This is a genomic window from Parasalinivibrio latis, assembly GCF_036825535.1.
Taxonomy (GTDB): Bacteria; Pseudomonadota; Gammaproteobacteria; order Enterobacterales; family Vibrionaceae; genus Parasalinivibrio; species Parasalinivibrio latis.
The window spans coordinates 993431-1007011 of the sequence record NZ_CP098812.1; the positions used below are offsets into that span (position 1 = coordinate 993431).

Consider the following 13581-nt stretch of genomic DNA (forward strand, 5'->3'; position numbering starts at 1 on the left):
AGTTAACATTTATGAAACATATAAAAACAAAGAATGTAATCCAGCTCGTTTATGTAAAGGTGGTCGAAATGAGATACAGAAAACTCATGCTTTCGGTGCTCGTCAGTACAGCCATGTCAGCCGGTCATGGCGTCTACGCAGCACCTCTTGGCAATATGAATACTTCATCCTTCAGTCAGTCTGGGAATGTCTTTTCGCTGAGCACGCAACAAGGTGTGGCACTGAAGGTAAATTTCATCAACGATTCAGTCTTTCGCCTGCAGGTCAGCGGTGACGGTTCATTTACCGATGAAAAGGTTGATGCAATCAATGACCAGTGCGGCAATTTTAATTGTTCCTCTTCCGGGTTCGATCGCAATGCGCTCCCGGATATCGTGATTAACGAACAGGCTTCACCTGTCGCGTTCAACGTTTCCGATCAGGGTGATTACCAGCTTATTAAAACGCCAGAACTGTCGCTGCGTATTTACAAATATCCCCTGACATTTGCACTTTATAAAGCGGACAACACGACAAAGCTTTGGGAAGAAATTTCACCGATTGATTTGGGGGCTCCGGTTTCAGATTTTGACCAAAATACCCTGAGATTTAAGCGCGGGAATGTAAAAACCGTCCAAACGCTTTCCAGTACCACAGATGAACATTTCTACGGTGGCGGCCAGCAAAATGGCGAGTTTGAATTTAAAGGGAAAATCCAGGAAGCGTCTTACTCTGGTGGTTGGGATGAATTCGACCGTCCTAATCCTGCACCAATGTACCTGTCTGACAAAGGGTATGGTGTACTTCGCAATACCTGGCGGAATGGAGCGCACGATTTCCGCGCCATCGACAGTGCTGTCAGCAGCTATAACGAAAACCGTTTGGATGCCTACTATTTTGTTGGTGACACACTGCCTGAACTTGTTGATCGCTACACAACGCTGACAGGTAAACCTCACCTGCTGGCCCGTTGGGCTTACTACCTCGGGGACGCTGACTGTTACGAAAACAAGGTCGGCTCATACCCATCAGGTTGGCCGACAGAACCCGGTGTTACCATGGATGTGGTTAACCAGGTTGCAACCCCATACAAAAACCACAATATGCCCCTTGGCTGGATCCTGCCCAATGACGGGTACGGGTGCGGCTATTCAGATTTAGAAAATGTGGTTAATTCACTTGACGGGTTGGGTATTAAAACAGGCCTGTGGACACAGCGCCAACTCGATAAAATTGCTACTGAAGTCCAACAGGGTGTACGGGTCTATAAACTTGATGTGGCGTGGACGGGGCCGGGTTACCTTTATTCATTGGCTGCAAACCGTGATGCGCACAAAGGGCTGGTTGACCATTCAGATACCCGTGGCTTTGTGTGGACAGTCATGGGGTGGGCCGGGACACAACGCTATTCTGTTGCCTGGACCGGTGACCAGTACACCAGTTGGGACTACATTCGCTGGCATATCCCGACCTTTATCGGTTCTGGCCTTTCCGGGCAGGCTTACGCATCTTCTGATGTGAACGGTATTTTCGGCAGCGGTTCCGAAACCTATACCCGTGATGTCCAGTTCAAGGCGTTTACACCTGTTTTGATTGCGATGTCCGGCTGGAACAACCAGGAGCGCAAACATGCGTGGTGGCATGATGACGGTCTGAATGGCAAGAAATACCGCGACATCAACCGCCAGTACCTGATGCTCAAATCGAGCCTGATGCCATACATGTACAACTATGCCTATCAGGCGGATCAAACCGGTTCACCGATCATTCGAGCAATGACCTGGGAGTTTCCGGATGACCCGGTACTGAAAGACGAGACCTACAAACACCAGTATATGTACGGTGAGTCCTTGCTGGTGGCACCGGTTTACACACCTATGTCCCAGAACAACGGTTGGTATGAAGACCTCTACCTGCCCGAAGGTGACTGGGTTGATTTCTGGGATGGTACTTTAACCCGTTCTCCGTCTGGCGGCATGGTGCTTGGCCACTACCCGATTGATATTGACCGTATCCCGGTGTTGGTTAAAGCAGGTGCGATCATTCCGCGTTATAAAGGCGCGAGGTCTGATGCCCTTCAGGACAAAAGCCACCTGATTATGCAGCTTGTCCCTTCCGGTGATTCTGAGTTTACCCTGTTTGAAGATGACGGTGAGAGCCGGGCTTACAAAGAACAGAATGCCTTTGCTGAAACCCGCCTTGCCATGAGTGCGCCGCCACTGGGCACGGTAGGCGATATCGAAGTTACTGTTGACCCAGCCGTTGTGCATGCTTCTTACAACGGGCAGGTTAACCAGCGCAGCTATGAATTAGAAGTTGCCACGCGTCTTGCTCCGCTGGCAGTTACCCTTGATGGCCGGTCTGTCCAGCAAGTGACATCTGTGCAGGACTTTGCTGCAGCGACAGAAGCCTGGTTCTTTGACAGCAGCCTCCGTCAGGGTGTTATCCGGATTAAAACCGGGAAACAACCTGTATCCAGCCAAACCCGGTTCTACATCAATATGGATGAAGGGGCCTCCTACCCTGAGACACAACCTTACCCAACGCCGGCATACCTGACGGATTTTGACAAGAGTAAGGTCAAAGTCGTTGAAGCGCCGCCGTCACAGAACGGTGAGGAGTTTGCCAATGCCATTGATGGTGACACGTCGACCCGTTACCACTCTCCATGGTACCCGGATGATGCCAGTGAGCAGGCGCCGCAGCAGTTCGTTCTGGATCTTGGTGAAGATTACAACGTGAGTGGTTTTACTTACCTGCCTCGGCCTGATGCTGGGAACGGTACGATTACGGAATACAAGATTTACCTGTCTGAGACCAATGGAAACTGGGGCGATCCGGTTGCCGAAGGGAACTGGGCGCAAAATGCCGATCTTAAAATCGTCAACTTTACACCCGAGAAAGCGCGCTTCCTGAAATTTATTGCCGTCTCAGGTGTAGGCAATTTCGTTTCGGCTCAGGAGTTTGACGTTATCGCTGAGGAAATCACTATTCCTCAAAAAACCGTACCAGTAACCCTTGATGTTGCACGGGTAGCCGGCAGGGTAGAGCAGGACCAGTCTGTCAATCAAACGGCTATGTCTATGAACGGCCTTGGCTTCAGCGCTGGGCTGGGGACAGAAGCACCGTCTGAGATTTCTGTTGGGTTGGATGGCAAGTGGACCGGGTTTAAAGCTGATGTTGGTATCGATGACAGCTGCAAGGTTGCCGGAAACCACGTGCTGGCACAGATATTTGCTGACGGCGTAAAAGTGTGGGAATACGACCTTGAAGGCCCGACGGTCGTGAAACCTGACCTTGAGATCCTGGGAATACGCAAACTGGAGTTCAAGGCGGTCAACAATGACAGCCAGACAGCAGGAGACTGTGTTAACTGGGCCAATATCCGGGTAACCGGTCCAGAGTCGGCGAACTTCAATGAGTTTGATTTTACAAAGTCGAGCTTCATTGTCCGCCCTGCCGAACAGAGCGGGTATGAAATCGAAAAGGCTTTTGACGGTAATGTCTCTTCGATGTACCACTCTCCATGGAACCCTTCCTCAGATGCAGAACGTGCACCACAGATGTTCGAAATGGACATGGGAGATGATTTCATTGTTTCAGCCTTTACCTACCAGGCAAGACTGGGTGCAGGGAATGGGGCAATCGGGGATTACCGTTTGTCACTGTCAATAGATGGCCAGAACTGGAGAGTAATCTCTTCTGGCACCTTTGAAAAACGTGATGGTATACAACAGGTTGTCATTAACGATGAAGCGGCCCGGTTCATTCGTTTTGAGGCCCTGACAGGCAGTGGCAATTTCGTGTCTGCGGCTGAGTTCGACATCATTGCCAAGAAGCAAATCAGCTCAGGTCAGCAAGTGATCCCTCAGTCTCAGTTGGCGTTTGTTGAAAAACCCAGGTACCAGCCAGGGGAAGGCATTGAGAAAGCCTTCGATGGCGATCCGGCAACCATGTACCACTCCCCATGGTTCCCGAGTTCTGATGACGAAAGGGCACCACAGTCGTTTTCTGTGTACCTCGGCGGGCAATATGACGTAACCGGTTTCAGCTATCAGGCACGAGCGGGTGCCGGTAATGGTGCAGTAGGTGATTACACTGTATCTGTTTCCAACGATGGTCTGATCTGGCAGCAGATTTCTTCTGGTACGTTTGCACGCATTGATACCGTGCAGTTTGTACAGGTGCCAGCGACATCTGCGAAGTTCCTTAAAGTGAATGCACTGAACGGTGTGGGTGACTTCATATCGATTGCTGAGTTCAATGTGTATGGCAACCCTGCGGCAGCAGTGTCACAACCACCGAGTGATTTTACCAAGGCCAATGCGGTGTTTACTGAGACCCCTGCGTTCCAGCCGGGCTCCGGAATTGAAAAGGCCTTTGACGGTGATGTGTCCACCATGTACCACTCACCCTGGTACCCGCAAAGTGATGCTGAGAAAGCACCACAGCACTTTGTCGTGGACCTGGGTGAACGCATGAGTGTCAGTGAGCTTCATTATCAGGCCAGGGTTGGTGCTGGAAATGGTGCGATCGGTGACTACAAAGTCAGCCTGTCGTTGGATGGCAATAGCTGGACGGATGCTGTTTCAGGTACTTTCCAGCGTCATGACAGTTTGCAAAAAGTGGGATTTATACCGACCGATGCGCGTTACGTCAGGTTTGATGCATTAAGCGGAGCAGGAGATTGGGTATCTGCGGCTGAGTTCGATATTTATGCTCGCCGGTGAGGCTCGCTGTGACCAATATTAAAACGTCAGTTGGTCAATAAACCACTCCCGCCATTACGGCGGGAGTTTCTTTTTTATAACCGGAACTGGTTAATCTCGCTTTGCAGCTGACGCGACAGGTCGGAAAGCTCTCCGGCCTGCTGAGCGGCTTCATTGGCTTCCGTTGCCAGCAGATCAGATACATCCCGAATACCATCTGTGTTGCGGGTGATTTCCTGGGTCACCAGAGACTGCTGCTCGGCTGCTGAGGCTATTTGGGTAGCCATGTCGCTGATGCTGGTAACCGCTACATTGATCTGGTTCAGGCTTGCTGCCGCCATATTGGCATCATCGACACTGGTACCAGCCAGGTTGCGGCTGTCATCCATAATACGAACTGCGTTTTCTGTTGTTGCCTGCAGGGTTTCAATCATCGACTGGATTTCTTGCGTTGAAGCATGGGTACGCTGGCTCAGTACCCGGACCTCGTCGGCTACAACAGCGAATCCACGGCCCTGTTCACCGGCACGGGCTGCTTCGATAGCTGCATTGAGTGCCAGCAGGTTAGTCTGCTCAGCGATATCCCGGATTGTTGCCAGAATGGAACTGATATTCTGGGAATGCTGGTTGAGTTCAGCAATAACACCGGTAGCATTTTCCACTTCGCAAGAAAGGTTGCTGATAGACTGCTGGCTGTTGCTGACCTGGGCGGCGCCATGAGATGCGCATCCAACAGCCTCTTCTGCCTGTTTTGCTGTGTTTTCTGCATTGCCGGCGATTTCCTGGGTGGCCGCTGCCATTTCATTGATGGCAGTGGCAACCATATTGATTTCATCCTGCTGCCGGTTGATACGCTCCTGGCGCCCGGTGGCCTGACCCGCAGTGATTTTTGCCTGCCCATCCAGGTTGTCTGCGACATCGCGCAGGCGGCTTACCATCGCGTGCATATTACCCACGAAAGTATTGAAGTTTTGCGCCAGCTTGCCGACTTCATCGTCACTGTTGGGTGTGATGCGTTGGGTAAGGTCTCCCTCGCCGTTAGCAATGTCTTCGAGAGCATCTGAAACACGAATAAGATCACGGAACAAGTATGACACCAGCCATGCTAGGGTAGCGACCAGAACCAGGGTCACAACAGCAGAGGTGGCGAGTAAACCAAACAAGAGCTCAGAATGGGAGCTGAATTCTGTTTCGTAGTCCATCTCTACACCAAGCAGCCAGTCTGTGCCTTCCACCGGGGCAAAATAGTAGAGCTTGTCTACGCCATCCCGTTGTTTGACTGAAAATGCGTGGTTGCGAGTGATGTCATTGATAGCCGAGGTGCTTAGGTTACTGTTGTACCGGGTCAGCATCTTGTTGGTGCTGTCCTGGTCTGGGTGCGCAACTACCATTCCGTCGCGGGTGACCATCATAGCAAAGGCATTGTGCCCGGCATCCAGGCTGATGACGTCATTGATCAGCTGATCAATGAGTACGTCTGCGCCGATCACACCAACAACCCGGCCATTCTCAATAACCGGCTCGGCAATGGTTACCAGCATGGCATTGGTAATCGCATCACGGTACGCATCTGTAATTACCTGTTTGCGGGCTGATGCAGCCTGCTGGTACCAGGGACGCTGGCGAGGATCATAATCTGCACGGTTTCTTTCAGGGTGTGAGCGGTACATTCTGCCATCGGCTGTACCGTAGTAAATATCATCGAAACCGGCGGACAGACGGGCTTGCTGAAGGTGGGGAACGATAGTGGCGGTATCAGAGGTGTACCCGCGCATGGCATTGGTGATTTCTGCGCGAATCGCGATCCAGTCTGTCACACCTGCTGCGGCAGTATCTACCAGACTGTGTGTACGGGCCGTCAGGCCGTTAAGCGTTTGCTTATTGAGCTGTTGTGCTGCGAGCGTCGTAAGAAGTGCGGCCATAAGCACAACGCCCACTGCAGCTGAAGCAATGAGTTTCTGTTTTAAGGTCAGTTTCATGGAGATGATGCAGTCTGAGTGAGTAGGGGCAGGATTCTAATGGCCCTGTAACCAAAAATATGTGTCTTAGATCAGAAAAATATCGCCTAATTTCAATGTGCTAAGTCATATTTCTGACGCGCAGTGTCAATCATTTGTTGTGATGCATCGCAAAATCATGAATTCAATAAAATTTCAATATTTTTCCATCTGGATGTTTAGACGTCTAGATGTTGACGAATTCTTTGATTCGCTTTAGTCTTGGCTCGTTCAAACCAGAATAACGACGAAGAGCCAGATAAACATAATGAGCAAACCAGCATCCCCAGAATCTCCTGTTACACAGCCACCAAGTGCTTCTGCACTGGCGCTGCTGCCACTTGTGGTCTTTCTCCTGCTTTTTATCGGGGCCGGTGTTTATTACTCGTTGCAAGGGGTCGACTACGCCTTTTACCAACTGCCAGCACCCATTGCGGTATTGCCGGCTATTGTATTGGCAGTCTTGCTGAGCAAAGAAAAAGTAAACGGAGCGATAGCCCAGTTCCTGGATGGGGTGGGTCACCGTGACATCATTGCCATGTGCATGATTTACCTGCTGGCCGGTGCATTTGCTTCGGTTGCCAAGGCCACGGGTGGAGTAGATGCAACTGTTAACCTAGGTCTGGCCATGCTGCCGGCAAGCCTTATTCTGCCGGGGCTGTTTATTATCTCTGCCTTTATTGCAACAGCGATGGGCACCTCGATGGGCACCATCGCTGCGGTTGCACCGGTGGCGCTCGGGATTGCGCAGGCAACCTCAATTGACACTGCCCTGATGGCCGGTGTGGTAATGAGTGGTGCCATGTTTGGGGACAATCTCTCAATTATTTCTGATACTACAATTGCTGCAACCCGCTCACAGGGCTGCCAGATGCGTGATAAATTCCGGGAGAACGTCAAGATTGCCCTCCCAGCTGCAATAGGTGCGTTGTTGATCTTTGTATTTAACAACGAAGTAACCCAGTCTCCTGTTGCTGGTGGTATTGAGTGGCTTAAAGTCCTGCCGTACATCACTATTCTTGTACTGGCTGTAGCTGGGCTGAATGTGTTTGTCGTGCTGATGCTGGGTATTGTGCTGGCGGGCGGCATCGGTTTGATTGCTGTGCCTGACTACCAGGTGGCAGGTTTGGCTAAAGATATCTATGCCGGCTTTGGCAACATGCAGGAAATTTTCCTGCTGTCAATGATGATAGGCGGACTGGCAGAGCTTATGCGCCGTCAGGGAGGCCTGAATTGGCTGACTAACCTGATCAGTGCCACTATCACTCGTTTCAGTCGCTCACATACCGATGAACAGAATGGACGCGCCGCCGAACTGGGTATCGCCGGTCTGGTAAGTGCCGCTAATGCCTGTGTTGCGAACAATACGGTGGCGATTATCGTCAGCGGGAGTGTGGCGCGCGAGCTTGCTGAGCGGAATCATGTAAGCGGTCGCCGCAGCGCAAGCCTTCTGGATATTTTTTCTTGCGTTGTGCAGGGAATCCTGCCGTATGGCGCCCAAGCGTTGCTTCTGGGATCCAGCTTCGGGCTGTCACCACTGCAGGTGGTGAGCCATTCTTACTACTGTTTCCTTCTGGCTATCGCCGCGGTTATTGCTGTGTTTATTCGCCACAAATAATCTTTGGTTAAATGTGTATGGGTCGTTATTACTATGTGTGATAACGGCCTTTTTTATTTCCTGCGCTTATGAATAAACTGATTCACCCATGCCTAACTTTCTGTTGTTTAAGTGATCAGCTTTACACAATTCTGAAATCCATCTGAATGTAATAAGGGATTACTTTAGACTTTGTCTTGTTTTGTACGGCAGTGGCACCTGACAACCAGTGTGCCGTCTTTTCCCCAGAACAAGAAAACAATGGTGAAATCATGAAGGAACGTCTCTCACTGAAAGCGGCCATTGGAGCTGCGCTTGTAACTATGCTGGCCGGCTGTGCGCAAACGCCAGATGCACCGGTATCAACCTGGTTACCGGATACAACCTATAAATTCACTGTTTTGCATACCAATGACCACCATGGCCGTTTCTGGCACAACAAATATGGTGAGTATGGTATGGCTGCTCGAAAAACGCTGATTGATAACCTGAAAGCCGATATTGAAAATCAGGGTGGCAGCGTACTTCTTCTCTCTGGTGGTGATATTAATACCGGTGTGCCTGAATCCGATCTTCAGGATGCAGAGCCGGACTTTAAGGGGATGTCCCTGATTGGCTATGACGCCATGGCATTGGGTAACCACGAATTTGATAACCCTCTTGACGTACTCCGCAAGCAGCAGGAGTGGGCCAATTTCCCAATGCTGTCTGCAAACATTTATGACAAGAAAACAGGTAAGCGTATGTTCCAGCCGTATGCGATGTTCACCAAAGGTGGCCTTCGTATTGCGGTTATCGGCCTGACTACTGAAGACACAGCAAAGATCGGCAACCCGGAATATATTGGTGGGGTTGAGTTCCGTGACCCGAAAGTAGAAGCACAAAAGCTGATTCCTGAGATTGAAGCGAAGGAAAACCCGGACATTATTATTGCTTCAACCCACATGGGCCATTATGAAAATGGCAACCGTGGTGTGAATGCCCCGGGGGATGTTGCTCTGGCACGCTTCCTGGATAATGGCGAGCTGGACATGATTATCGGCGGCCACTCCCAGGAGCCGGTATGTATGGAAGGCCCGGACAAGGTCAATACCGGGTTTAAACCGGGTGATGAATGTACCCCGGATAAACAGAACGGTACTTGGATCATGCAGGCTCACGAGTGGGGCAAATATGTCGGCCGTGCGGATTTTGAATTCCGCAATGGTGAACTGAACCTTGTCAGCTACGATCTCATTCCGGTTAACCTGAAAAAGAAAATTAAGGTTAATGGTGAGAAAAAACGTGTCTTTATTGAAGAAGAGATCCCTCAGAATCAGGCGATGGTTGATTTCCTGACACCGTACCAGGAAAAAGGACAGGATCAGCTGAACGTTAAGATTGCTGAAACCAATGGCAAGTTGGAAGGTGACCGCAGTGTGGTCCGTTTCCAGCAGACCAACCTTGGCCACCTGATTGCCGAAGCACAGCGTGAGCGTGCCAAAGCCGATTTTGGTGTGATGAACTCCGGTGGTGTGCGTGACTCCATTGAAGGTGGTGACGTTACCTATAAAGATGTTCTGAAAGTCCAACCATTTGGTAATGCCGTTACCTACACTGACATGAAAGGCTCAGAGGTGCAGGATTACCTGAATGTGGTTGCCACCAAGCCTGTTGATACCGGTGCATACGCGCAGTTCTCCAACATTTCAATGACAGTCGCTGATGGCAAGGTTAGCAATGTGAAGGTAGGCGGCAAGGCGCTGGACCTGAACAAGGTTTACCGCTTCACCGTACCAAGCTTCAATGCGGCAGGCGGTGACGGTTACCCTAAACTGACAGATCATTCAGGGTATGTGAATACGGGCTTTGTAGATGCGGAAGTGTTGAAAGACTTCCTTGAAAAGAACAGCCCAATTGATGTATCTGCCTTCGAACCGAAAGGTGAGATGGTCTATAAATAAGCTTACTTGTCACAGGATTGAAATGGCGCTCAACAGAGCGCCATTTTTTGTTTGTCTCTCACTATTCCCAGCGTGATAATCACAAAAAATCCTCCAAGAATAATGATATGGAAATCTACGCTAATGTAGCGTTTCACGTGTTGGTGATCTGGACGCTGGCAGCGGTTACTCCCGGTGCTAATGTCTTGCTCACGATGAATACAGCCCTGACTTCGACACGTCGCCTTGCTGCATGGTCTGCAATGGGTGTCGCGACGGCTGTTTTACTGTGGGGGTTTCTTGGTGCGACCGGATTGCTGGTGGTACTAAATACCTTCCCCTGGCTGTTTACCGCAATGAAAATCCTTGGAGGAAGCTACCTGATTTACCTTGGAACCAGCCGCGTATGGGCTCTTAGGAAAAAGAGGGTCCAGCAAGAAACGTTTGTACTATGTCACCAGGTTTCATTGCAACGCCGGGGTATTTTCTTTCGAGCATTCATAACCAGTGTCCTCAATCCTAAAACCGGGCTTTTCGTCATTTCTCTTTTTTCTGTGTCCATGCCGGCCACGATGACCTGGACCATGACGCTGATGACGATGGCAATAATGGGAAGTGTAACGCTTGTATGGCACCTGGTGCTTGCAGCCGTTTTTTCCACAGATAAAGCCCAGCGTGGATACCATCGTGCGTCCAGGGTTATTGATGCACTGACCGGTGGCCTCTTTACCCTGTTGGGTATTCGGGTAATTTCCGGATGATGTGTCCAGCCTCTTGGGGTATTGGGACAGATTGATGTACCCTACAAAATTCGTATTCATTCAGTAAAAGTGCGCTATGACCCCTGCAATCAGACTTGCGAAAAAACACCGTATTCCCTTTAACGTTCACCAGTACCACCATGACCCTGCGAATCAAAACTACGGTCAGGAAGCGGTTGAAGCAATGGGGCAGGATCCGGCAAGAGTGTTCAAGACACTGCTGTTCTCCCTGAATGGTGATCCAAAGAAACTGGCTGTTGCCGTTGTACCTGTTGACAGCATGCTTGATTTGAAAGCTGCCGCAAAAGCTGCTGGGGGTAAAAAGGCTGATATGGCTGACCCGGCGCTTGCAGAAAAAGTAACCGGTTACATTGTCGGCGGCATCAGCCCCTTGGGGCAGAAGAAACGCTTGCCTACATTCATTGATGAAAGTGCCCAGGCGTTTGAAACCATGTTTGTGAGTGCCGGACGTCGTGGGCTTGAGGTTGAACTGGCGCCTAGTGATCTGGCCGGTCTTACCCAGGGTAAATTCGCCCCGATAGCAAAACACGACTAGCAGGAGTTTTTTCATGACTGTGACAACATGGATGTCACTCATTGCGATTTGTATTCTTGGTGCTATGTCCCCGGGGCCCAGTCTGGTTGTGGTTGCCCGACACACTCTGAGTGGGGGCCGTCTGCATGGGATTGTGACCTGTTGGTCACATGCGGTGGGAATTGGGATTTATGCCTTACTGACTATCATGGGGCTTGCAGTCTTGATTCAACAGTCCCCGACTGTTTTTAAGGTACTGACGTTTGGTGGTGCATTCTATCTTGCTTATATGGGGTACAAATCGCTTACGTCTAAAGGTGGGGTTGCCAGCCGTCTTGAAGGAGGGAAAGCGGTGACCCTTTGGCAGGCCGCCAGAGATGGTTTTGCGATATCTATCCTCAATCCCAAGATCGCCCTTTTCTTTATCGCATTGTTCAGTCAGTTCGTCGTAGAAGGTAGCTCCTATACCGATAAAGCTATCATTGCTGTTACCCCTTTCCTAATTGATGGCCTCTGGTACACGATAGTCGCATTTTTGCTTTCCACCCCAGGGCTTCTTGAGCGATTGAGGCGTAAAGCGGTGGTTGTGGACCGACTTTGCGGCGTTATGCTTATTGGCCTTGCTGCTCGCGTAGTCGTGACGTTATAAGCCAAAAGAAAAAACCGGCGCTGTGCCGGTTTTTCTCTGTGGTTATGCCCGTCTGGCCAGATGACGCTCACGGTTTTCGAGTTTTTTCTCTGCGCTCTTTTTCAGCATCACATAAACCGCGCCGGTGCCGCCGTGTTGCCTCAGAGCTGAATGAAACCCCAGAACGTCGCTGATTTGCTTAAGCCACTGGCAAACGTAACTCTTCATTAATGCCTGTGGATTAGATCGTTCACCTTTGCCGTGGACGATAATGACAGTGCGAATGTCCATACGCTGGCACTGACGGAGGAAGTTAAGCACTTCTTCACGGGCTTGTTTCAAAGTCATTTTATGCAGATCAAGGCGAGCCTGGATATCGTATTTACCAAGGCGAAGTTTGCGATGGACGCCATCCTGAACCCCGGCTCGTTTGAAATCGATAATATCGTCAGGTTTTACCATCTCTGCATAATCTAATGACAAATATTCAGGGCTGCTTTCAGCGATGCTTTGCGCGGCAATCTGGCGGGCAAGCTGGGCATCTGTCGGAGCAGGGGCAGAATTTGGTTTGTTTATTTTGTCCTGAGATATGGGTTTTACATCGGACATCATATCGCGGAAAAGAGAGAGGTCATCTGAATCGTTCATAGCTGTACGCCGAAGAATGAAAACATCTACGGGTAGTATAAATGACAAAACGCAGAAAAAAGAAATCCAGAACCAACAGTCGTGACCCTGCTATTGGTTCTGGTAAGCAAACATTTTGCTTTAAGGGCTCTAGTGAGGAGTCGTGGAGGTCGTGACCTTGTAAACAAAGTAACCAGCGAAGAATAGCATCAGGCCCAACGCTCCAAAGATAACGATCATGGACGACAGTCCAACAGCGTTACCGAAGAGTAGATCCATCCAGAAATCCATCGTTGTTTCTCCTGTTTGTCTGCTGGTGTTGACTAAACAATAAACAGGTTAATGGCTAGTTATACTGATCTGGATCAATGGTGAATGGGATGTATTAATTTGTCAGTTAAACATGTGGCTTTTCTCTCATTGCCTGAGATTATGGTGAGAGTTTGACCGAATGGAAATCTATCGTCGGGAAATTTGTATTTAGGGCTTGAGTCTTCGCGGTGCATGAGTATTATTAGCCACCTCGATTCCGGTGCTTAAAGATAAGCTGGCGGAATTAGATGCTGACTAAACATCACTGTGATGTTTGTCACAAAAGACTCGGTGAATAGCACAGTTTAGCAGCGCATCTCCGGCTTTTGGAATCAGCGGACCAGAGGGCGACCCTCTAAAACCTGAGCATCTAAAGCAAAACAAATCTCGGTGAATAGCGCAGTTTGGTAGCGCATCTGGTTTGGGACCAGAGGGTCGGGGGTTCGAATCCCTCTTCACCGACCAAATTCCGGCACACAGCCGCCGCTGAGCAATCAGGAAGTGTTGTAACAAT

Annotated in this window: 9 protein-coding genes and 1 tRNA gene; 7 read left to right on the plus strand and 3 right to left on the minus strand. The window is 50.0% G+C overall.

From position 1 onward, the window contains the following. Window positions 1-68: 68 nt before the first annotated feature. Window positions 69-4709: a discoidin domain-containing protein gene (locus NF212_RS04865; RefSeq protein ID WP_434359338.1), complete on the plus strand. Its 4641-nt coding sequence runs from the start codon at window positions 69-71 to the stop codon at window positions 4707-4709. Window positions 4710-4783: 74 nt separating this feature from the next. On the opposite strand, the gene NF212_RS04870 is transcribed toward NF212_RS04865, so the two are convergent. Beyond that, window positions 4784-6667: a methyl-accepting chemotaxis protein gene (locus NF212_RS04870; RefSeq protein ID WP_434359340.1), complete on the minus strand. Its 1884-nt coding sequence runs from the start codon at window positions 6665-6667 to the stop codon at window positions 4784-4786. A 286-nt stretch (window positions 6668-6953) separates the two neighbouring features. On the opposite strand from NF212_RS04870, the gene NF212_RS04875 reads away from it, so the two are divergent. From NF212_RS04875 to NF212_RS04895, 5 genes are all read left to right on the plus strand, one after another. Further along, a complete protein-coding gene (locus tag NF212_RS04875) occupies window positions 6954-8303 on the plus strand; it encodes a Na+/H+ antiporter NhaC family protein (protein ID WP_434359342.1) in 1350 nt (449 codons plus the stop codon). A 251-nt stretch (window positions 8304-8554) separates the two neighbouring features. Beyond that, a complete protein-coding gene (ushA, locus tag NF212_RS04880) occupies window positions 8555-10225 on the plus strand; it encodes a bifunctional UDP-sugar hydrolase/5'-nucleotidase UshA (RefSeq protein WP_434359344.1) in 1671 nt (556 codons plus the stop codon). Window positions 10226-10332: 107 nt separating this feature from the next. Continuing rightward, window positions 10333-10965: a LysE family transporter gene (locus NF212_RS04885; protein ID WP_434359346.1), complete on the plus strand. Its 633-nt coding sequence runs from the start codon at window positions 10333-10335 to the stop codon at window positions 10963-10965. A 76-nt stretch (window positions 10966-11041) separates the two neighbouring features. Beyond that, window positions 11042-11521, plus strand: a complete 480-nt coding sequence (gene ybaK / locus NF212_RS04890) for a Cys-tRNA(Pro) deacylase (protein ID WP_434359348.1) — start codon at window positions 11042-11044, stop codon at window positions 11519-11521. A gap of 13 nt (window positions 11522-11534) precedes the next feature. After that, window positions 11535-12149, plus strand: a complete 615-nt coding sequence (locus NF212_RS04895) for a LysE family translocator (protein ID WP_434359350.1) — start codon at window positions 11535-11537, stop codon at window positions 12147-12149. Window positions 12150-12191: 42 nt separating this feature from the next. Here the strand turns inward: NF212_RS04895 and smrA are convergent, their stop codons facing one another. Then, entirely contained in the window at window positions 12192-12776 is a 585-nt protein-coding gene (gene smrA / locus NF212_RS04900; protein ID WP_434359352.1) for a DNA endonuclease SmrA, read from the minus strand. Between the two features lie 129 nt (window positions 12777-12905). After that, a complete protein-coding gene (locus NF212_RS04905) occupies window positions 12906-13046 on the minus strand; it encodes a DUF3149 domain-containing protein (RefSeq protein ID WP_082392407.1) in 141 nt (46 codons plus the stop codon). Between the two features lie 409 nt (window positions 13047-13455). On the opposite strand from NF212_RS04905, the gene NF212_RS04910 reads away from it, so the two are divergent. After that, a tRNA-Pro gene (locus NF212_RS04910) sits at window positions 13456-13532 on the plus strand. The last annotated feature ends 49 nt before the right edge of the window (window positions 13533-13581 follow it).